The sequence below is a fragment of the Bacillus sp. FSL R9-9834 genome (assembly GCF_038006905.1).
In the GTDB taxonomy this organism is placed as follows: Bacteria; Bacillota; Bacilli; order Bacillales; family Bacillaceae_G; genus Bacillus_A; species Bacillus_A pacificus.
The window spans coordinates 935,743-958,506 of the sequence record NZ_JBBOWD010000001.1 but is presented as its reverse complement, the minus strand read 5'-3'; the positions used below and the strand labels follow the sequence as shown (position 1 = coordinate 958,506).

Sequence of the window (22,764 nt, the reverse complement as noted above, 5' to 3'; positions counted from 1 at the left end):
TTCTATATTTTTTTACAAGTACGTATTTATTCCTTCTGCAAGGTAACCATATAAGTGAACCATAACTCAGAAGGGATGATTTTAATGTTAGATGTATTAAAGGAAGCGATAGGAATGTTGGGTGCTGATGAAAAGATTGAACTATATGGCTCTCTCCGTAAGGATTTGAAAGATAGTGGAGCTATACAAACATATAATATGATTGGAGAGTTTGGCGAACGTGCGGTAATCAACTTTTATAATAATTCCCCATCATTGACCAACTTACAACCTGCAAAAATAGGAATGAAGTGCTTTGATGTTATTAATAAATATGGTGATCGTTACAGTATTAAAGCAACGACCAACCATCAAACAAGTGTATTCAGTGGATTAAATGACAAGGGTTCAGCTTTGCCGCAAAAACGATTGTTTGAATATGTTATTATTGTAGTATTAGATGATGATATGTCTTCAAAAGTTATATATGAACTCGATTGGGATGACTTCTTGTCACTTAAGAAATGGCACAATGGGAAACGTACTTGGTATTTAAGTATTACTAACGAATTGAAACGTAAGGCGAAAATATTGTATAGCGTTGATAAAGCGGTATACAATATTTCCCAACACGAATCGAATTAACGGAACATGACTGTTACAGGTCAAAGGTACTTGATAAATTATAAAGACCTGAAAAATAGAACGTTTTTCACATCCTTCCATAATATTATTATATTTTGTTTATTTTCAATGTAAGGAAAGAAATCAAAAAATAACGCTCATTAATTCAGATAATGAGCGTTATACATTAAAGTGGAAATTTTACTCAATTCCTTGTTATATGAAGACATGCAATTCCTATAATTTTTACACACCCCCCTCAAAAAATGTGATAAAAAGACAGCATTTTTCTTAAACTATTATTTTTTCCGGAGATAGCAACCTATCATTAGTGCGGTAATATGCAATTTTTCATAGTTGAAAATGCGATTTTTCGCATATTTTCCAAAGGCCAATTTATTGGAGGATTCTTCCTAGTTCTGCACCCTCCTGTCCATTTATCCCCCTGGAATTTTTTCTTTTTGAATCCAGAGGGTATCTTATTATTTTTGAATTTTTATCTCTCCCATGCTTTTATTTATATTAAATGTATAGGTTTATAGATTTATAGATTTATTATAAATAAAAGAACAGTATTTCTACTGTTCTTTTTTTATTTATAGCTAATTAATATAATATCATTGCACAAACGAATGTGATTGAGTTAGACTCCGCTGTACCCATAAGTATTATATACATTGTTTACATATCAATTAACGATGTTTAAATTTTATTTTACGACTTCACCCTCCCAATAATATCCATATCTTTCAATTTCAATACAGTACTATTGGGTATATCATAAGTATACGGATTACCATCTTTTCTTTCCATGTAACCAGCTTGAACTAATTCCTTGCATCTCCAAGCAACGAACTGACGTGTTCGGTCTATTTCTTCCCCTATCATACTTGCAGTTATTTTAGTAGATGGACTATTGTTGTTAAATAAGTGAATTGCTTGCAATATTTCTATTTCATCCTTAGTCCAAATTGCATTCGTTGATTGTTTTTCGGCAATTTTTACAAGTTCTTCATCATATTTAACCTGACATATTCCATCAGCACATCTCATACACTTCATTCTAAATTGCTGAAATATCCCTAAATCTTCAATTGAGTACTTTGTACCACAATCCTTGCATACTATTCGCTTGCTTTCTTTTAGACAGTCAAATATAAAGCCGGTATAATCAAAAGCTCTTTGTTGAAAAAATTTAGAATCCTTATTCTCTGGCTTGCCATAAGGTATTTTTTCAAGCATACAAAGACCGAAATCAAAAGCATAGAGATAATTGGTTTTATTTTTTACACTCCCTTGAACTCTTCCTTTTGCTGCCAATTCATTAATCTTATGTATAAAACCATTAAATTCTAAAGAAGCTAAAACGTTATCTAAATCCGGCTGTGTTGTAAAATGACTGGTTGGAACGACTTTCAAGTCAGAAAAATAAGAGTTATCAAGCTTCGTAAGGGCATATTTGTTTTCTTGTGCATGTTTAATTAATGATGTAAGTAAATTTTCCTGTACATGAATGTCGACTTTATCATTAAAAACACCCTTAGAGTGCTTACTCTTACTGAAATAACTAGCCGTATGGTCTAGATAATATTTTTCAATTGCTTGCTCAATTGCAAAACGATTAATTTTTTTCCCTTGAGACACATTAGAAAGCCAACAGTTATACAATATATGTCCTAATACCCTTACAATATTCATTGAGCTTTGGAATAAAAGCTTATAGTATTCATCTAAACTTAAGAGCTTTGTATCAAAATATCCCTCGACCGAAGTATTACAAAAATAACTGATTCTATTTTCAATTATTTTCTGAGTATAACTTGTGGCCCCCTTTTCAGTGGCAGTAATGTTATCTCTTCTATAAATATCAAACATGTCTATAGATACAATATCGAATTTCCCTGGATCTAAATCCCCATAATATATTCTATTGGGATAAGCCGCTATTTTTAAATTTATATACTCTTTCCCTAAATGATACAGAGGACTAACAATTACATCAACAAAAGAAAACATATCGATTTCTTCTAACTCTGAAAAGTCATCTATAAATATATATAGTCTCCCTCTTTTACATATTTTTAAGATTTCCCCTACTGAACTAACTACATCTTTAAGATTAAAATATCGTGCCAAAATATTTGAAGTGCTCACTTCGTGACTATCGGTACTTTTACTACTTATTTTAGCATTTAAACTTTTTAAAGCAGCTTTTATCTCCGCTAATGATTCATTTGTTTCTTTCGTAGTTGTATTCTGACTAATAGCTTTACTAATATTAATAAGTTCTGGATTTTCGATTATATAATCCAGCTTATCTAATGCACTCTGAAGTTTTCTATCCCGAAAATAATTATGTACTTTTTCAAAGAAGGCATTATTTTCTTTTTTTAATTCTTCCATTAAGCTCTCTTTAAAAGACTTGAGGAAATTTCTAATTAGTAATAATCTTCTTAAGTCAGATTGACCAAGGGCTCCACTTAAATCACTTAAATCTACCCCTATATTTTCAACCTTAGACAGCTCATGTACTGCTTTAGCATTAATATAAACAGACAGATTTTCTTTAGCCTGATGTATCTGACTTTGAGAATATGCAAAAATAGTAGATTTACCAGTACCCCTTCTCCCTACCATAAACGTTGTCCTATTAGAAATCATTTGACTATATATCCCATATTCAGACAGCAAATCTACATACAATTGGTCTATATGGTTATTATTTTTTGAACTCGCCATTCCAAAAGAAAAATCACTGTCATTTATCCTGTGATATAGTTTTAAAGTATCTATAGCTCTGCTAAACCCTTGAATATCCAAACCCAATTCCCCCCAAAAATGAATTAATATTTTATATTTTAACTCATTTTTCCAGAGTTATCTATATTTCGAATTGTTAGACAATTAATAATGTATATTTATATACATCTCTATAGCCAATAAAATTATCTTATTATAACAATAATAAAAGTGTTCTATATGTAGAAGATTTCAAAATCATTCTGGTAGTTCCCGATAATTATGTAGGATGAGAAAATTGTGAGACCTGTTAGTAACTCTCTTACAAAATTCAGAATTTATCTTCCTTTATAAAATTAAAATTTTACTATTATTTCATTCAAATTTCTTAAGTAAATCGATAAGCGGATTAACATCTTGAGGCTGTTGTTCGAGTATATGTTCTAATTTCTTTTCTTCAATCATTACTTTAGCCCTATCATTGGCCATCCGTAAACGTTGGGTAAGTGGTATACAAAGATCTTTCATATGAGCAGTTACTGAGCGTTCAAAAGCTTGAATACGTTTCTCAAGGTCAGTTGCTCGTTCTTCCATTGGGTCAAGTTCTTCAAGACGTTCAGACAACAATTCCATTCTATACATGTTCTTAGAAAGCATTGTCAAGCTAATTGAGTCTACTTTCGCGTAGTTATCATTTAATTCAGATAACTCACCAAACAGTTTCTTCTCTAGCTTCGAAACTGCAAGGACTGTTTTTGGTTTCGTCTTGACATCTGTTACAACAAGTACCTCAGCTTCTTGTCTTGCAGCTCTATCTGCTTTTGATATTTTCTGACGTACTTGGTTAATTGGTTTAACGGCATTTGCCATGATTTATTGGCTCCTTTCTGGAATTTTGAAAATTAATGAGAACAAATTTTTTCCTGGTCGACCACCTCTTTGTCCTCCCATCTCCTAGGTCTTTTTAAAAATGGACCTAGGGGTGTCCATTTTCCTGCTTCTACTACCGTTAATCCGCCTTTGGGATAATTAATCCGATTAAACCTTACATTATTTAATTCTTCCATTTTTGTTGCGTCCGTTTTGTTTATTTGTTTTCCACAATAGGGATTGCATTAAGAAATTTTGTTCTTTTTACAAAAAATTTCTAAAAACGACTTTCTTCATTTACTGATTTTCTTAGTAATTCAGACAGTAATAAAATATAGTGGTTGCTGGCAGACACTATATACACCGAAGAATCGCTTTCTTCTAGTTTATAAACTGGAAAGGAAGTGGTTTTTTGTTGCTTAAATTTGCTATTCAAGATTTTAAAGACGATAGAGAATTTTTATATTTATCCTCTCGAACAATTAGTTCTTATCTCCTTACTCTTAATGAGTTTCAAGTGTTTTGTTCTGAACGTGAACTTATTGACGTTAACGATATTACACCTCATATAATCAAAGGCTACCTATTATATTGTCAAAACAACAGTCTCCCTGTTATAACCCATCTCCATCTCAGCTAACCGCTTCGGAAAAGAAAAAATCCCGCACTGCGTCGTCTTCAAACCAGTTAACAAATACACATAAAAATACCGCTCCTCCGGTGTCAAATCCAAAATAAAATCATCCTGCCAAAAATTCACCTGCACATTCCGACACACCGCCATCCCAATTCCTCCCGTCCCCATTCAAAAATGAAAATTTCCTATTTGTACTATATATAGGAAGAAGGAATAATTTTTTTGCGTGTTATTTCAATTTTTTTACGACTACTACGATGCTTGCTCTTGTAGTTATGTTTGTTTTGTTTTTTCTTAGTGATTTATTACTTGGTAGTGGCTTGCAAGGGGTATCGAAGGGGCTAGTTATTGCTTACTTCGATTAAGAAGGTTCTGTTTTGGAAGCCGCCTCGTTCAGTTGCTTTCTTTTCACGGATTGTATTGATTTCTTCTAGTGTTGCACCTTCGTGTTCGGCTAGGGTGTTAATTAGTTCTAGTAGGTCGGATAGTTCTTCGAGTTTAGGGGATTTTATTTTTTTACAGATTTCTTTTATGTATTAGTCTTCAGGTAGAATTCTTGTGATGGGTGTTTTTCCGTTGCTGTTTATTATTTAGGAGATTTTGTCTCGGATTAGTTTGTTGTAGGTTGGCATGGATGCTCCTCCGTTTAATTTTTCTTTTATTATAACGGAAAAAGCAGTTTAACTAGTTGTTAAACTGCTAACATATACAAGAACATTTTTGTATTAAATGATAAACACATACTTATATGCTACCACCCCAAATGATTATCCTGAATAGTTATAACCTTACCTTTTTCTTTTACCATTTTTTTTATAGGATCAATAGTAATGACTCCCCTTGTCTTCTTAGCATGACAATTAGGACATAATACCCAAAGGTTATCAAAGGATTCTCCTCCACCTTTTGATTTCTCAATAATATGATCCACTTCTATTATCCAACCTTTTTTATTATTAGCCTTTATGTATTCTTCTTTAAACCCACAGACTTGACAGGTATGATCTTCTAATATCGCAATTCTCTTTTTTTGAGCACTACTTTCTTTTCTTCGTTTTGCTTTATCACCAATTTTTACATACTGTTCCTTATAATCAATAAAATTTTTGGCTTCCTCTAATATAATATCTCTTTTCTTCTCAACAAGTTCACTTTCTACAATTTCTTCATTATAAAAATAGTAATCATCCAATATAAAGCTATCAATTGAATTATATAAACATAAATCACTACTAAAACTAATATTAATATGATGCCGTTTTATCTCTCCATTTTCTTTCTTTGTAACATTCGCTTCTTGAATATACTTATATAAAATTTCAATTGGTAATTTAACTATTCCTTCATAGCCTAAAATGAAGATTATATGTGAAATTTTCTCTGATTTATATAATTTGATTGCATTTGGAGTTATTCCAAACCAATATTTCTTTCCATCAGCAGATATCTTGGAATATTTCACTACTACCTTCTCATGATTCACTAGGTAAAAAAATTGTATTCTGTTAATTGTTTCACTTTTTTTATATCCGCCTAACATTTCTAATGCATGGATATCACTGAGACCTCTTCTTGTATCCATATATTCTCCTTCCATTAAACCAATTAGTATTCAAGAATACATATAATTATACTAAATTAATTATTTTATCTAGAAAATTAGGAGAATAGAAATTTCTTAAACCTTTCAGTTTCATTCAAGAAATTCCTTTCTCCTATAATAATCAACTTTTGTTCTATCCTTTTGTTATATAAGCGAACTTAATACAACTGCTGATTCTTTAATAAACCCTTTCCAACAATCTTCTTTCTTCGCCCATTGTGTTACGTTTTGATCTCCGGCAGATTCTCTTAGGTAATTTAAAGCATTATTTGCTATTGTTCTTACAACATCTTCCCATTTATTTGAAAGAGCCTGATGCTGCCATACTTCTATTAAATCAATTTCCTTACCATACAAATAATTCAACATCGCTACTGTATAATAGATTACATTTGCTCTATAACCTTTTAGCTTCATGCTTTCTACAATTTCAGTTACAAATGCATTAATAATCTTTCTAGCAATAAGCTTTTTATAGTATTCATTATCAATACTTAAAATACTCTTGATTACTTCACCTTCATCATTTGTAATAGAACTTTGTTTCCAATATAGGCTATTGAGGTCCATAAAACGCTTAAACGCTTCTTCTCCACCCTTACTAGAAACATATGGGAACCCTTCCCAAGACATGAAATATTTCGCCATCTCTACTTTTGTTATGACGTTTTCTTTTGGATACATTTTCTTGAAAGCAGTTTGTTCTTTCCCTTTCGAACGTCTACCAATATCCACCATATACTGTCCGCGTGCACGTTCAAAATACCACTTAGATTCCTCTTTACGATTATCCTGTGTTGGGATCCATATATTACGGGAAAACTTTTCAATATCAGACATAAAACGAGTATTCGCAAGTAAATCTGATTTATTAATTTTATTTTGAGTATTAGCATATTCGGATATTTTCGATATCATTTCATCTTCAAATACATGTCGATCCATTTGAGCATCATTATTTTCTATTTCTTGCGGAACATTGATGATAGTAAGTTTTGTTTGTACATAAACTCCCTCTAAATCAATATCATTTTTATATGCTTGGTGTATAGAAGCGGTTGTTTGGCCACCATTAACAATCTGCCAACTTGTTAGTGTCTTGATGCTAAATAAATTAGAGTCTCCAATTCTTTCAATATCTCCTGCCTTCGCAACACTTGAAATACCATTGTTATAAGCAATAAATAATTCACGTTGCCTTGCATCCTTTAGTGTATCTCTTATTCCTTTATTTGTTCCACCACGTGCTTGTAAAAAAGAACGGACATTTCGTTCAACTAGTTTCGGTCCCCATTCATCATACAATTCAGCTAGGAGCTTCGCTGGGATAACACCAATATAACAATCTATTAATCCATTCTCATTTTCGTTTGGAATATGCATCATTTGTAACGCTGAACCGTATTCTGATTCAAAATGTATATCAAACTCTCGTATACCTTGTTCAGCCTCTGATAATTTAAAAATTCGATCCATATCCCAAACATGTACATTAACGGTTTCTACATTAGGAATATTCAAATCAATAGGTTTGTTCGAAATGTAAAATTTACTTGTGACTACATAAATATTTATCTCTTCAATTTCACCTTTTTTATCCACGATCATCTTTGCTACATCATAATATTCCATAGAACGATCCGCTAATTGTAAAATTTGTTCGGCATTTGTATAAAAGCGCTTTGCTTTATTAGCATACTCTTTTAATAATGTCATGTTAGCAATTGGCAAGTCACTTTCTTCTAAAAACGGCTCATACTCTACTACATATAAACTTAGGGTATTTACATCTTCTTGATATATATACCCATTTAGTTGAACTTTCATTTCCTTCTTACTAAAATACATAATTGCTGGTTCATCTTCAATATTTATAAATGGTAACATTTCTTGTAAAAAGGGAGTTTGTCTGCTTCCTACAATCTTCCCTTCTTGTTCGATCTTATCAATAAACTCAGTAAAAAAATCCAACTTCCTTTTTGTTTCATTCATAGTAGCTCATCCTTATTTCAAATTAAATATATCTTCTGCCGATACCTTAAAATTATTACAATGTGACAGATCGATTGAATATGAGACATTATTAATACCTATTGGTAAATTTTCCGAAGTTAACTTTGGAAAATCCACATTTACAAGGTATGCTAACTCTTCATGTACAAAAAAACAATTCTCATCATATTCTTCACCCATTACTCCAACTTCTAATAATAAATCTTTAAACTTTACTGCTAATGAAGGGGCTCTCTCAATGAGTTGCTCATCTATTACTTCAATTATACTTTGCAGAGACCTACCTACAGCATCGTTTACTTCTACCTTTAATACAAATAAAAATAGTTTATCAGTAACCGGATTCAGTTCTAATTGCTTTTCATTCGAAATTTTAATTTCATTTCTTATTTTAGGTACAACAGTTTTAATCTCTACCCCACTATTTTTACTCACAAAATCTATTCGATTTTTTAATGGACCTTTCCAATCTTTAATAATCAATGGGGGCTCATCTGGGAATTTTTCAAGCCATTTATTAATATAATAAAGCTCCCCGAACAAACCCATTTCCTCCTCGGGATTCAACCTAGAATTCCATTTTCGTTTAAAGAAGTTGTGCCAACGATCTAGGACTTCATAGACTACTGTATACAGTGGAGAATCTACTTCTACTAAAATATGATCAACTAAATTTTGTAACACTCGTTCAAAAATCTCTTCCCCATCCTCTACAATTTGAGAAATAACTAAGAAGTTTTTATCTTTTAACGGACCAATTCTCTCGAAATATTCTTGTCCTATATCAATACCTCGCCATTTTGGAAAGGACTTTAATTGGTCTTCATCCCAAGTTTCATTCGTAATGTCCACATAAATCCTTCTTTGTAAATTTAATAAATCTACACCAATTAATATAAATGGTTTTTGAAAGTACACTGGCTCTAAACGATAAATATCATCTGATTCTTCATTTTTCGATCGATCGATTAACAACTTAAATTTTTCCGAGATGTTAATCATTTATAACACCCTCCCCTACCGTACTATTTGAAATATAAACCCTATCTGCACCTACAGTATCCGGGACAGGGAACGAGAATGCTAAACCAATTGGTACAAGTTCTTCACTAAAATTAACATCTAACTTCTTAAAGGCCTTAACTTGCGGATGTAATGGATATACTAAAAGGAGTGGATTTCCATTTGCTCTTAGCTTTTTGTATACACTTTTATCTTTAGGTTTGGTTTCGATATCGATATCAACAAATTCTTGATCAGCTGCAACAATAGCACCTAAATCGACTACTCCCGTTATTTTACTTTTATCACGATCAATACTACGGATAACAGCACTTTCAATCGATAATTTCCCAAAATTCACTTTCCATTCAGTAATACCATTCTCAATTGTTTTCTGTCGTTTTAACGTAGACCTTGTTATATCTACAATAGCTACATTAAATTTCTCTAAGAACCCTTCCCTATTCATCCCTATAATGTAATCTGCAATTTTTTTACTATCAACAATTCTAGCAGAAGAAAGAGTTTGATAATCTTTCAAGAAATCTATAATAAGCTGGCCAGGAATATTTTTAGCAATATGATACTTTGTACCATTTCCACCTGGATTTTTAGTTTCAAATTCTTGCTCTATATTATTTATTAATCGGACTGTTGCTTCCATATTATTCAAATAGAATTCCTTGTTATCTCCAAAACTTCTGGTCTGCTGCATTGTTCCTGCATAATTAAAAAGGGTTTCAGCAGTCCACATTTTTGCAGGACTTGTAACTTTCATTGTAGGGTGCTTTAACATTCTTAGCGCGTACTCTTCAGGCGTTATATCTTCTTCTGCCAATTTATCAAATTCTTTTCTCAAATCACTCATTACCCTAACAAGGTATTCAAAATTCTCAGCAATTTCATCACTAGTATAAATACGACATAAATCCATGTACCCATTACGAAAACCGAACCAACGGCCCATTTGCATTAATGTATCATACATAGAACTACCACGATAATAATAAGAGATTGTTAAACCTTCTAAAGTTAAACCACGTGATAATTTATTTCCTCCAATTGCAATAACGTATAATCCATTTTCCTTATATTTATCATATTCAAGAGCATCTTCACTCTCTCCATTTATCTCCATCACTTCAACTTTGCTAACCACACCTTTAATTTCTTTGTAAACCTCTTCCCAATGAAAGTTAGGAAATTCAAAAGAATACTCAAAACTGCTTTGGACTTCTAAGAAGTCATTCTCATAAATCCCTTTCAATTTCGCTATATACCTACTCTTCAAATTATATAAAAGATCATTAGCTAATTTCTTATAGAATTCTTCAATTACACCGCACATAGAATTTTGGACATCAGTAAACCGAGAAGTATGAATTAACATTGAGTTATGTTCGCCCTTTTGCCCTCTTAAATTTCTAATCGCTATGGAAATTAAAAATGACAATATAGCTTCCTCCATAGACTTAGGAACTTTCATAAATAAATTTGCATCATCTTTTTTTCTCATTTTATTTAATACGGTGATATCTTCCACATCCAAATATCGAATAAACATTGGTTTGTCATCTTCAATATAACCCGTTGTATTAAAATATTCATCTGGTCCACAGTAACCATTCGGCTTAGGTAATGCAATAGCAAAATCTTTCGGATATAAATCTTTTCCTATTTCATTATGATTTACATCCGCTTTAATCAACAAGTTCGCAAATGGTGTAGCAGTATATCCGACATAGGATTTTTGCTTAAATAAATTTAATAGTTCCCTAATCTGTTGATTAATTTTACTAGGGTCCTCACCATTTTTACCTGAAGAATCGACACTCGCTTGATCAGCTTCATCATCAATAATTAATACTGGTGGACTTATCTCTGAATGTGCTACGCTAGTTCCTAAAGACTCAATTAATCTTTTTAATACGTCTTTTTGCTTTTTTACTACCACTAATATTGGTTTTTCCAAATTTTTAATACCAATTGTATTATTAGTAGAGATGTCCTCTTGTACTGTAGTCCAAGTTTCAATTAAGGTCTTATCATTTCGGATAATTGCTACTCCTTTTTTATCTCCAGTAATTGTATCTACTGTACCTACTACTTCACGTTCTAATCTTAATTGTGTTTGAGAACGTAAATCATTGTGCATTCCTGCTAAAACGATCACTAACTTATAACCCACATCAAATGCTTTATTGATTAGTCCAGTAAAATTCGCTGTTTTCCCAGACTGAACATGTCCTAAAACTAAACCTCTTAAATCAAATTCTTTGGTACTTGTAGGATCTCCAATTGATTTCAAAATGTCATTAGTTGTACTGTCAATCGTTGCTATTGTTTCCGGTGACCAATTTTTATTATTTTTCAAATACTGTTCATACCGATACCAATAATATGAATACATTGGATTCTTTTCTTGAAACCATGGAATATTTTTCTTACTTCTCATTATAGCTGCTTTACTTACACTTATCGGGCCATATTCCGAATACGCCTTCAAATAGAGTCCATCCCACTCCTGTTTATCTAACTCTCCATACTGCTGTATTATCCTTTTTCGAGCACTCTCTATTGCTTCTTCTAAGGGATTATCAAAACCTATATTTTTAAAAAAAGTGTATCCCTCATCTACTAACAGAAGAAATTTCTCACATATTACTTGATCCACCTATATTCACTTCTTTCTCAATAATTTCTTTAATTGTACGAATTTCTATGCCCTCAAATCCAGACAACATAGAAATTGCTTCTGAAACTTTTTCAAGATCTAATTCCATGTCTGTACTAAATAGCATTTCAGCATATTCAATAATTAATTTTTTCTCTTTTTCATTCACCTTCTGTTCCTCTTTTTTCACCATATTAGCAGTTTTTAAGAGATTATTAGGCGAACCTAACTCAATTAGCTTAAGGTATACATTGATCCTTTTTCTAATATCATCATTGACCGTCTTCAAAATCTCAGTTAATACTGGATGTGTTCTATTTAAAATATAAAAACTATTCATATCATCTTGAGCAAGCTCCCATGTGTTTAAAGTACCTCTTATTTTTTCACCGGTTCGGGTAGCTTTTGTACGATATAACATTATTTCTTTTGATATTTGTCGATAATTTTTTGCTATTGCTATTAAATCCTCTTTAGCCTCATCCGGAACAGAAACTGCGGATTTTTTCACATCTATTTTCCAATCATGATCAGATACATTTAAAAATTCTACTTTTATCCTAACTAGTTCTGACTGTACATCCTTTGAAAACATACCAAACCATTCTCCAAAACTAACCAATCGATTTTCTCGATAAATATAAAATCCTTGCTGATCACGCCAACCTTTTACTCCACCAGCATATTTATAATCAGCTTGATTAAATGTAGATGGATGTGGCAAAACATAAGGGGTAATTTTAACTAATTTTTTATTTACCTTTATTACTTGCTCTTCTCCCTCAATCCTTCTCTGGTTACCTTCTAAAAACGGGTTCCAGGGATACAGGGTATTTCCATTTATAGTGACAAGTAATCCATTCTCCAATTTAATATGAAAAACCATTTCTAAATATTTATGTATTCGTTTGATCTTTGAATTATAGCTCTCTTGCTTCAATACTTTATGCGTTCCAAATCCACAAAATCTATCTAATCTATCTATAAAAATAACAGTACCATTCTCTCCCTCTATCTGACCAACTTTCTCCTTAATTTCGTTAGGAATAGATTGAAATAAGAGCCATTCATTTTGATCGCTAACATAGTCTAAATCCCAACAACGCTCTGAAAGTATCCCATCTTTTTTTGTAATAATACATAATCTTTTCCCCATAGAAAAAGATGCTGTTTTTAATCCTATCCCAAATCTCCCTAGCTCCCCTTTCTCTCTCCTTTTCCTAGGGTCCTTCGAGCCAATAGTCATCGCTTGTTGTAATTCTTCATCGGTCATACCAATTCCATTGTCTTCTATTCTGATATACCCATCTCCCATATCATAATCAAATTCAAGATGAACATATTCAGCTTTTGCATCAATACTATTATCAACAATATCAGCAATTGCTGTTCTTGCATTATATCCTATACTTCTCAATGCCTGGATTACAGGAGTTGCAGAAGGTTTTGTATAAATTGTATCCATAATTACCACCCATTTTTTTACTCTTACATAATTCTAACAAAATTACACAAAAAAAACAGCAGGTCACTTTAAACTGTACCCTATAGAATAGACACTTAAAAAAAGTCTATTCTATAGGGTATTTCTTGTATAATGAGAGAAAAATGAGAATCGGAGAAATTTCAAAATGACGAAAAAATTGCTTACAGAAAAGGAAATTCAAATATTATCAAAAAATCGATACGTAAAATCGGTAAGCCAAAAAGGAATTACCTATACCGATGAATTCAAGCGTATTTTTATTAAGGAAAATGAACAGGGTAAACCACCTCGTATTATTTTTGAAGAATGTGGTTTTGATATAGATATCATCGGTCTACAACGTATTGTGTCATCAGGAAATAGATGGCGTACGTCCTATAAGCAAAACGGTGTATGGGGCTTAAGAGACACACGTAAGGAAAACTCAGGAAGAAAGTCAGAAAGAGAACTTACATTAGAGGAGAAATATGCACGTTTGGAAGCGGAACGAAACTTATTAAAAGCTGAAAATGAACTGTTAAAAAAGATCAAATTTATGGAAGGGAGGATGGGAAAGAAATAACGTTACACGCTAGTCAAAAGTACCTATTAATTCGTTCTATCATTGAAAAATACCGCCTGAAAAATATGGTGAGATATTTGTGTCAGGTCGCAGGCGTTTCACGTTCTGGATACTATAATTATTTTTTAGCCATTTCTCAAAGTCGGCGAGAGAAAAGAATACATCAAGATGAAATAGTGAAAGAGATTATATTAAAGGCATTTCGATTTAAAAACCGAAAAAAGGGGGCTCGTCAGATCAAAATGACATTGGCGGGTCAATTTCAAGTTGTCTACAATTTGAAACGCATCCGTAGAATCATGAAAAAATATGGGATAATCTGTCCTATTCGTAGAGAAAATCCCTATAAAAAAATGTTGAAAGCGACGAAAGAACACTTCGTGGTACCCAATCGATTAAAACGCGAATTTAGGCAAGGTGTACCGGGAAAGGTACTTCTTACAGATATCACATACCTGTTTTATGGTAAGAATCAAAAAGGATATTTATCTACTATTCTAGACGGGTCTACGAATGAAGTTTTGGCGTATCATGTTTCAGAACGACTTACCTTAGATATCGCAACGACGACGCTGCACAAACTAAAGAAGAATAAGAAGGTACGATTAACGCAAGATGCCTATATTCATTCTGATCAAGGTGCTCATTACACAAGTCCTACCTATCAAAAATTAGTCAAAAAATTAAAGCTGGGACAATCTATGTCAAGGCGAGGAAACTGTTGGGATAATGCCCCACAAGAATCTTTTTTCGGGCACTTTAAAGATGAAGCACACATCAAAACTTGTACATCTTTCACACAGTTAAAACAAGAAATTAAAGACTATATGAAATACTATAATCAGCACAGATATCAGTGGAATTTAAAGAAGATGACTCCTGTCGAATACAGAAACCATCTTCTTGATGCCGCCTAACTTTTTTTAAAATGTCCTTTACAAAGGGTACAGATTACTTTTATGACTTGCTGTTTTCTTCTTATTTAAATTCATCTTTTAAATATTGTTTAGGTTTTTCTCCTAAGCAAGACAACATTTTCTCCGCTATTGCCCTAGCCATTAATGGTGGCACTGCATTACCTATTTGCTGATATTGCCTATCTTTAGATCCTTTGAAGATATAATTATCTTTAAAGGATTGCAATCTAGCTGCCTCTCTAATACTTAATGCGGTAGTATTTGTCGGATGTTGCCACATCGATTTCCGAACATTAATAACCGTTGGTGACGGAGTATCATAATTTAATCTCAAATATACCGTATTTTGCGTTCTAGATGCATCGGTATATGAAACGTCCTTAAGCTCAGATGAGAGGCTATGAAAATTCTTCCCATCAGTTCTCTTTATCTCTTCAAAACGTTGCTGACTTAATGGCTCACTGTCTGTATTTATATGATTATAAATCACATTATCGTTCATACCTGAACGATAATAATGCTGCATTACAGTTTTATTCAGCTCAATATTATAGTCAATCTTGTGGGATTCAGTGCTTTTAGCAGGAGTAATACCTTCTAGATCGCCAATTGCATCTCTCACAGTAAAATCTATTTGGGTATATCTCTCAGGAAATTTAATTTCCTTATACTGTGTAGCACTTGATTTTATTCCTAAAATCATAAATCTTTGACGTTTTTGCGGAACAAAATAGTCATTTGAGTGAACTGTCCCTTTCTCTACTTCATACCCTAAATGCTTAAAAAACTTTTCTAAATATACAACAATATTATAGGACTTTACTTTAACAATAACCTTTAATGTTTGATCAACCAATACGAGTGGATCTCCTAATTTTACAATACGCTCTTCTTCAAGTTCTCTCAAATATCTTAATAGTTGATTAATCTCAACAAATCCCTGTAAGCTCGCTAATGTTTCTTCATTACTCGTATTATTACCTTGAGTCAGTTTCTTAAATGACTCGGCAGTTTCATTAACTATATTCACCAGATGTTCTTCATCTTCTAATTCACCGAACTTATATTCAGAAAGGGATTTTATAATTTTTTGAATCTCTTTTAATTCTTTCTTCTCTTTAAGGCCAATTGGATTATAAAGCTTTTTCCTCTTCAATTTGCGGACTACACTTCTAATTCTTGAAAGCTCCATTTCATTTGTAATAAATGGTTGCACACATGTAACATTTAAAATTTGGTTAAGTAAATTTTCATATTCTACTTTATCAGTTTCAAGTAGAATTAATTCATCTTCTTGCCAAAAAGGTTCTTCATTACCGCTTATATCACTTAAATGTTGTTCAGAACTATACATACAAATTGAATCTTCTACATATTCTGTGACAAAAAACTTATGTGTAGGGGAACTCATCGTTTTAACGTTCTCCATTAAAAAAGCCACCGGTCTAACCGTATCTATAGCACGTGCATATTCTTTTACAAGCTGATTATTACCTGAAATCAAATAATTTTTTTGTCTATTAGCATTCGAAAAACCTTGGCAGGGTGGTCCACCAATTACTACGGTTTCTGATGGATCAATTCCTTTTTGCATTATAAACTCATTAAAATCAATGCTACTTATATCACTTATTTCACTATTTTTTGGCTTTATTATTATCTCTTTATTATTTTGGTGATTACATATATAAGTCTCAACAGCTTCCTTATTAATTTCTACAGCTCCAACTATTTCAAATCTCCCTGTTTGCTCAAAACCATTACTTAACCCGCCAGCGCCTGCAAATAAATCGATTATTTTATACTTTTTTTCTAAATTTTCATCTATATTATTTTTCACTTTACATTCATACCTCTCAAGAACGTACATTCTACTTTTCCTTCTATACAGCAGCATACCATCCAATGGGTATAAAAATCAATAACTGGAAGGAATTATTTTTAAATATCAGCTTAAAAAACTTCTTATATTATGTACGAAATACATTTCAGTTATTATGTTTACAATAAGTAAATATCATAACATGACAAGACTCCTTTTAAAAATACTTGAAGGTTAAATAAACATAATCCAATTTACATATATAACATTAATTACTAAGCGCAATTCCCCATATCTAAAAACATATTAAGTATCCCCCACATTTTTCAGCCCTCCCTCCCCTCTCATATCCCTTACTTTCTCCTCCAAAAACCCCCTAGTCTCCCCACTACCCTTATAATAAGAATTCCACCCTCTCTCCCTCAAAATCCCCTTCCAACTATCACTCTCCACCATCCTCTTAATCATACCATCCCAATAAGCAACCTCTTCCTCCGTCATATCCTTCGGGCCCATGATCCCTTTCCAGTGCTGGAAGATGACGGCGATTCCTTGTTCTTTCCATGTTGGGATTTCTGGTAGGCGGTCTAGTCGTTTTGGTGCGGATACGGCTAGTATTTTTATTTTGCCGGTTTTGTATTGTTTTTCGGCTTCGGATAGGGTCATGGTTGCGGCGTTTATTTGTTTGTTCGTTAGGGCGTTTATGATTTTTTCTTTGTTTTCGTAGACGAAGAATTGTAGTTCGGCTGGGTTTATGCCGAATGCTTTGCTTACTTGTACGAATGATAGGTGATCGTCGTTTCCTAGGCCGGGGGCAACGCCGATTTTGAAGCTTTTCTTATTTTGTTTTAGTTGTTCCATTAGTTCGTTTGCGTTTTCTATGTTTGATTCTTTTGAGACGACAACGACTTCCCAGTCCGATGCTAGTGTCGCGAGCGGCGTGAAGTCTTTATATGTTAGTTTACTGTGTCCTAGTAGGTTGTTCGTTATGAGTAAGCTTGAGTTAATCGCCAGTACGTGACCGCCTTTTTGTTTCGTATATTTCCATCCGACATCACCGCTGCCACCTACTTTGTTTGTGACTGTGATTGGTTTTGTGAAGATTTTTTCTTCTGTGAGCGTTTTTTGCATCGCTCGTGCTGTTAAGTCCCATCCGGCTCCTTGAACGTTTGGCGCAACGATTTCTACTTTGTCTATGTTTACTGTATTCGTTTGAGTTTTTTCCGAAGAACAACCAGCTATTACTCCTGTCATGATCCATATACATAGTAATAATCGTTTTTTCATAGTCCTCGTCCTATTCGGTACTTTCGTTCTGGTCGTCCGATAATGCCGTATGTGTACTCTACTGTGCATTCGTTTGTCGCCACTAAATATTCTAAATATCTTCTTGCGGTTGTTCTGGAAGCACCCATTTGTTCTCCCATTTCTTCTATTGTAATTCCCTCTTCGAATCCTTTTATAATCCCTTTCACTTTTTGCAGTGTTAACGGATCCACGCCTGTCGGTAAGTTTTTTATGTCTTGTGTTTGCGAAGTACCGAAGAAATTATCGATGAGTGTTTGATTCACTTCATTGTTACTATGTAATAGTTGCTTCTTTCTTTTATAGTCTTCAATTGTGCGAACAAATTTTTCTAACGTGACCGGTTTTATAAGGTAGTTACTTACACCGTTTCGAATTGCTTTTTCTAACATATGGTTTTCATTCGCCGCAGTAACCATAATGACGTCAACGCTTGGAAAGTCAGCATGAATTTGTGGTAATAAGTCGGTTCCAATTCCATCTGGTAAATAGTTATCTAATAGAAGCAAATCGATTTCTTCCCTTTGTAGTAGCTCTATCGTTTCTTTCGCGTTCAATGCTTTTCCGATTACTTTTACGTCCTTTATTTTTGATAAAAACTCCTCTTGAATTTGTGCGACGCGGAAATCATCTTCTGCAATTGCAATCTTCAACATATGCCCATCCCCCTGTTTGTCATATACTTTCTCTCAATGTTTTCGGAAGGTAAATTGTAAAAATAGCTCCCCCATTTTTCTCGTTTTGAATCTCAATTGTGCCCTCTAGTACCTCTACCATTTCTTTCACGTTTGCTAGTCCATAGCCTCGATTGTTTCCTTTCGTTGAAAATCCTTTTTGAAAAATGGTCGTTATTTTTTCTGCCGGTATCCCTATCCCGCTATCTATCACTTCAAATACAATATCGTGCCCAATATCCGTAACAAAGAAAGAAACACTCTTTTCCTCTTGTGTACTCACCGAATCAAATGCATTGTCGATTATGTTTCCAAGAATCGTAATAAGGTGCGAAATTTTTATATGGTCTGGTAACGGATGAAGCGCACTATCTCCTTCAATATGAAAAGCAATTTTCTTCTCAGACGCTGTTCCGATTTTTCCTAATAAAATAGCCTGTACTTTTGCATCATGAATTTGATGGAATAAAATATGATTTTGGCTTTGATGAACATTAGATTCTTGCTGAATAAATTCAATCGCTTCTTTGTAATGTCTTAACTGAAGTAATCCTGATAAGACGAAAAGTTTATTTGTAAATTCATGTGTTTGAGCGCGTAAGTCCTCGGAATACTTTCTTACCTCAGATATTGTGTTCACAAGGTTTTGCAGTTCTGTTTTATCTCTAAAACTACATACAACTCCTACCGTACTGTTATTTTCAAGTATCGGTGTCATGTTTAAAATAAACACTTTATCTTGAAACGCGATTTCTTGATCGCTTTCTAACACTCTCTCCATATTAAATTCCGGTAAAACTTTTGAAATGTGTTGCTGCATATAATCACCATTTACATGTAACATCTCTTCTGCCGAAGTGTTCATCATCGTAATAAAACCGTTTTGATCAATAGCGATAATTCCTTCTTTTATAGATAGTAGTATCGCACTTCGTTCCCGGTATAGTGCTGCGATTTCATTTGGCTCTAAACCGAGTGTATCTTTACGAATGCTACGTGCTAAAAGGATGCCGCCAATAATTCCGACTAATAACACCGCTAAGGAAAAGAGTATAATTTCTTTCGTTCTGCTCAGTATGTTAGATTCGATGCCTTTGATTAGAAACTCTACTGTCACAACACCTACTACTTGATCGTAGTCTCCGCTATGAACAATAATGGGTGCCTTTGCCATTAAAGCCGGACCACTTTCCCCATTTCCTTCAAGCGTATAATAACCGCCAAAAGTGAGTGCTTCATAGTTATATGGATTGTTACTCTTTGTGCCAATTAACTCCGAATTAGAATTGGAATACATAAGCCCAAAGCGATCTTCTATAATTACATAATCTGCACCAGCTTGCTCCCGGACTTGTTCCGCGATGGATTGGATCGTACTTTTATGTTCTTTATTTTGAAAAGCATGTGCGCCCATAAGGGCTTTTAGGGATTCAACTTTAGCAAAGTTGTAGGTTATAGGTCACACGAAAACCTATCATCAACCAACTTATCCGAGAGGGAAACCAAACGGGGAGTGTAGCATGTTGGTAAAGCCATAAGTTGATTAGTTACCAAATCACGACTGAATGGCAAGATGAACCGTTATAGATGAGGATGAAAGCTAAACTGCTTAAACGATAGTTCAAGGGGGGATATCGAGACCCGCAACGAAAGGTAACTAGTAACGTTGTGTAGTAATAGCCATTTAACTAGGTGCTTGTTAAATAGCTCAAGAGGAATAGGGATAACATTGGACTCTATTCCTTGTGACCCATTACTAACCAGCCACTGTAAGTGGAAAAGAACGAAAGTCGCATCCGACACTATAACATGCTTGTCTCTAATTGTACTAAATGGGGATTACCTAAGTTGGAATGCCAACCTAAATTGGCTATTAAGGATGATACCAAGTGTAAAACAAGGTATGTGGCTTATGAATATCTAATAAGGTAACGGAGTTTCCGTAGTAGTCCGAAATAGGGAAAGCCTATTACATGGCGAAGGGAAACAGTTTATCAGTTTAATACGAATTAGGAAGGAGCGAGAGGCTCTATGAGAAATCCAAATGAGGTATTAAACAGTCTAAATACCAAAGCTAATAATGCAAATTATAAATACAAGAGACTCTATAGAAATCTTTATAATCCAGAGTTTTATTACATGGCATATTCTAAGATATATGCCAAAGAAGGTAATATGACTAAGGGTACAGACGGAAATAATATTGACGGAATGAGTATTGAAAGAATTAACACTCTTATAGACAGAATCAAAAATGAGACATATCAACCTTATCCAGCTAAACGAGTATATATAGATAAAGCCAATGGCGGAAAAAGACCACTAGGTATACCATCAACAGATGATAAAATTGTACAGGAAATAATAAGAAGTATCCTTGAGAGTATATATGAGCAAACATTCTCTGATAATTCACATGGGTTTAGACCTAAAAAGAGTTGTCATACGGCATTGATTCAAATTCAAAGGACATATAGAGGTGTGCGTTGGTTTGTTGAAGGAGATATAAAAGGCTTTTTCGATAACATAAATCATCTTACACTTATAAATATCCTTAGAAAAAGAATCGATGACGAAAAATTCATAAGGCTAATCTGGAAATTTCTAAGAGCAGGCTATCTAGAAGAATGGACATATAACAACACATTCTCTGGCACCCCACAAGGAGGCATAATCAGTCCCATATTATCTAATATCTACCTAAATGAATTAGATCAGTTTATGAACAATTACAAACAACAATTTGATAAGGGAATACGAAGAAAAGAAACTCGTGATTATGGCTACCTATCTGAAAAGAAATATAGATTGCGGAAAAAACATGTGAATTCATGGGGACAAATGTCAGAAGAAGAAAAGAGAGAAGTTAAAACACAATGGAACGAACTACACAAAAAACAACTCTCTATCCATTCAAAAGACCAAATGGATGCAGACTACAAAAGAATAGTATATACCAGGTATGCAGATGACTTCTTAATTGGAATAATTGGCAGTAAAGAAGATGCTACTCAGCTCAAAGAAAATCTCACGATTTTTCTTAAAGAAAAGTTAGACCTTGAATTATCACAAGAAAAAACACTCATAACTCATAGCCAAAAATTGGCACAATTTCTTGGATACGATATTACAATCTCTAGAGAACAGTCAACTGCAAAAACTACACACGGACGCACAAAAAGATTATACTCCTATACGCCTAAACTATATGTACCAAAAAGCAAATGGATAAAGAATTTACTACAAAAAGATGCATTAGTAATTGAAAATAAAATAGGTACTTGGAAAGCTAAACACAGAACTTATTTAAAAGATAATGATGATTTAGAGATTCTAAGTATCTATAATGCAGAAATACGCGGTCTATATGAGTACTATAAGTTAGCGAACAATGTAAGTGTCCTAAATAAATACAAATATATAATGGAATACAGTATGTATAAGACGTTCGCAAACAAGTACAACACAAGTGTTAAAAAAATACTCAACAAATATAAAATCAACGGAAAGTTTGGTATCCAATACAAAACAAAAAATGGCGAAAAAATAAGATATCTCTATGACAAAGGATTTCAGAGACAAAAACATACAGATAACAAACCAGAAGTTGATATTCTCCCAAATACATTAAAGATGTCTGGAAGAACGAGTCTCATTAAACGATTATTAGCTGAAGAATGTGAGATGTGTGGCAAAAAGAATCAAGCAATTGAAATGCACCACATTAGAAAGTTAAAAGACCTAAAAGGGAAAAAAATGTGGGAGCAGATGATGATATCCAGAAAAAGAAAAACCATGGCATTATGCCAACAATGTCACATAGATTTACATTTAGGTAAATTAGATTGATAAATGGA

At 33.3% G+C, this 22,764-nt stretch carries 13 protein-coding genes and 3 pseudogenes; 3 read left to right on the top strand and 13 right to left on the bottom strand.

The annotated features are described in order from the left end of the window. The first annotated feature begins 54 nt into the window (after nucleotides 1-54). On the top strand, nucleotides 55-624 hold the full coding sequence (locus MKY00_RS04880) for a hypothetical protein (protein WP_141114876.1): 570 nt from the start codon (nucleotides 55-57) through the stop codon (nucleotides 622-624). 693 nt (nucleotides 625-1,317) lie between these two features. On the opposite strand, the gene MKY00_RS04875 is transcribed toward MKY00_RS04880, so the two are convergent. The 9 genes and pseudogenes from MKY00_RS04875 to MKY00_RS04830 all read right to left on the bottom strand — a co-directional run bounded on the left by MKY00_RS04875 (nucleotide 1,318) and on the right by MKY00_RS04830 (nucleotide 13,606). Further along, nucleotides 1,318-3,423 (bottom strand): ORC-CDC6 family AAA ATPase, encoded by a 2,106-nt coding sequence (locus tag MKY00_RS04875; protein WP_016716636.1) that lies wholly within the window; start codon nucleotides 3,421-3,423, stop codon nucleotides 1,318-1,320. A 294-nt stretch (nucleotides 3,424-3,717) separates the two neighbouring features. Then, nucleotides 3,718-4,212 (bottom strand): hypothetical protein, encoded by a 495-nt coding sequence (locus MKY00_RS04870; RefSeq protein ID WP_016716635.1) that lies wholly within the window; start codon nucleotides 4,210-4,212, stop codon nucleotides 3,718-3,720. 601 nt (nucleotides 4,213-4,813) lie between these two features. Beyond that, nucleotides 4,814-4,996: pseudogene (locus MKY00_RS04860) on the bottom strand (DnaD domain-containing protein); the annotation flags it as partial. A gap of 194 nt (nucleotides 4,997-5,190) precedes the next feature. Beyond that, nucleotides 5,191-5,439, bottom strand: a pseudogene (locus MKY00_RS04855) (nucleoside triphosphate pyrophosphohydrolase). Nucleotides 5,440-5,600: 161 nt separating this feature from the next. After that, nucleotides 5,601-6,431: an HNH endonuclease gene (locus tag MKY00_RS04850; RefSeq protein ID WP_016716632.1), complete on the bottom strand. Its 831-nt coding sequence runs from the start codon at nucleotides 6,429-6,431 to the stop codon at nucleotides 5,601-5,603. 165 nt (nucleotides 6,432-6,596) lie between these two features. Next, nucleotides 6,597-8,444 (bottom strand): AIPR family protein, encoded by a 1,848-nt coding sequence (locus MKY00_RS04845; protein WP_016716631.1) that lies wholly within the window; start codon nucleotides 8,442-8,444, stop codon nucleotides 6,597-6,599. A 12-nt stretch (nucleotides 8,445-8,456) separates the two neighbouring features. Beyond that, entirely contained in the window at nucleotides 8,457-9,467 is a 1,011-nt protein-coding gene (locus tag MKY00_RS04840) for a PD-(D/E)XK motif protein (protein ID WP_016716630.1), read from the bottom strand. Further along, nucleotides 9,460-12,141, bottom strand: coding sequence for a Z1 domain-containing protein (locus MKY00_RS04835; protein ID WP_016716629.1), 2,682 nt, complete (start codon nucleotides 12,139-12,141; stop codon nucleotides 9,460-9,462). Before MKY00_RS04835 ends, MKY00_RS04840 begins: the two co-directional genes overlap by 8 nt. Beyond that, the gene (locus tag MKY00_RS04830) at nucleotides 12,122-13,606 is read right to left on the bottom strand and encodes an ATP-binding protein (RefSeq protein ID WP_016716628.1); all 1,485 of its coding nucleotides are present in this window, start codon (nucleotides 13,604-13,606) and stop codon (nucleotides 12,122-12,124) included. Before MKY00_RS04830 ends, MKY00_RS04835 begins: the two co-directional genes overlap by 20 nt. A gap of 166 nt (nucleotides 13,607-13,772) precedes the next feature. Between MKY00_RS04830 and MKY00_RS04825 the strand changes: the two genes are divergently transcribed. After that, nucleotides 13,773-15,106, top strand: a protein-coding gene (locus tag MKY00_RS04825) for an IS3 family transposase (RefSeq protein WP_085966774.1) whose coding sequence is annotated in 2 segments (ribosomal slippage) — nucleotides 13,773-14,160 and nucleotides 14,160-15,106 — 1,335 coding nt in all. Because the reading frame shifts where the segments join, the coding sequence is not laid out codon by codon here. A gap of 61 nt (nucleotides 15,107-15,167) precedes the next feature. Here MKY00_RS04825 and MKY00_RS04820 read toward each other — a convergent pair. The 4 genes and pseudogenes from MKY00_RS04820 to MKY00_RS04805 form a co-directional block, all read right to left on the bottom strand. Continuing rightward, on the bottom strand, nucleotides 15,168-16,976 hold the full coding sequence (locus tag MKY00_RS04820; RefSeq protein ID WP_016716625.1) for a DNA cytosine methyltransferase: 1,809 nt from the start codon (nucleotides 16,974-16,976) through the stop codon (nucleotides 15,168-15,170). Nucleotides 16,977-17,234: 258 nt separating this feature from the next. Continuing rightward, the gene (locus MKY00_RS04815) at nucleotides 17,235-18,215 is read right to left on the bottom strand and encodes a tripartite tricarboxylate transporter substrate binding protein (protein WP_016716624.1); all 981 of its coding nucleotides are present in this window, start codon (nucleotides 18,213-18,215) and stop codon (nucleotides 17,235-17,237) included. Further along, complete coding sequence (locus tag MKY00_RS04810) at nucleotides 18,212-18,889, bottom strand: response regulator (protein ID WP_341034574.1); 678 nt, start codon at nucleotides 18,887-18,889, stop codon at nucleotides 18,212-18,214. The genes MKY00_RS04815 and MKY00_RS04810 overlap by 4 nt, the downstream gene beginning before the upstream one ends. Nucleotides 18,890-18,908: 19 nt before the next feature. Then, nucleotides 18,909-20,309 (bottom strand): annotated as a pseudogene (locus MKY00_RS04805) (ATP-binding protein); the annotation flags it as partial. Nucleotides 20,310-20,938: 629 nt separating this feature from the next. On the opposite strand from MKY00_RS04805, the gene MKY00_RS04800 reads away from it, so the two are divergent. Next, entirely contained in the window at nucleotides 20,939-22,756 is a 1,818-nt protein-coding gene (locus tag MKY00_RS04800; RefSeq protein WP_001245660.1) for a reverse transcriptase/maturase family protein, read from the top strand. The last annotated feature ends 8 nt before the right edge of the window (nucleotides 22,757-22,764 follow it).

Coding starts and splice junctions, on each gene's coding strand:
- MKY00_RS04870 (WP_016716635.1), bottom strand. CDS start 4,212: ATGGCAAATGCCGTTAAACCAATTAACCAAGTACGTCAGAAAATATCA.
- MKY00_RS04850 (WP_016716632.1), bottom strand. CDS start 6,431: ATGGATACAAGAAGAGGTCTCAGTGATATCCATGCATTAGAAATGTTA.
- MKY00_RS04845 (WP_016716631.1), bottom strand. CDS start 8,444: ATGAATGAAACAAAAAGGAAGTTGGATTTTTTTACTGAGTTTATTGAT.
- MKY00_RS04840 (WP_016716630.1), bottom strand. CDS start 9,467: ATGATTAACATCTCGGAAAAATTTAAGTTGTTAATCGATCGATCGAAA.
- MKY00_RS04830 (WP_016716628.1), bottom strand. CDS start 13,606: ATGGATACAATTTATACAAAACCTTCTGCAACTCCTGTAATCCAGGCA.
- MKY00_RS04820 (WP_016716625.1), bottom strand. CDS start 16,976: ATGTACGTTCTTGAGAGGTATGAATGTAAAGTGAAAAATAATATAGAT.
- MKY00_RS04815 (WP_016716624.1), bottom strand. CDS start 18,215: ATGAAAAAACGATTATTACTATGTATATGGATCATGACAGGAGTAATA.
- MKY00_RS04810 (WP_341034574.1), bottom strand. CDS start 18,889: ATGTTGAAGATTGCAATTGCAGAAGATGATTTCCGCGTCGCACAAATT.
- MKY00_RS04800 (WP_001245660.1), top strand. CDS start 20,939: ATGAGAAATCCAAATGAGGTATTAAACAGTCTAAATACCAAAGCTAAT.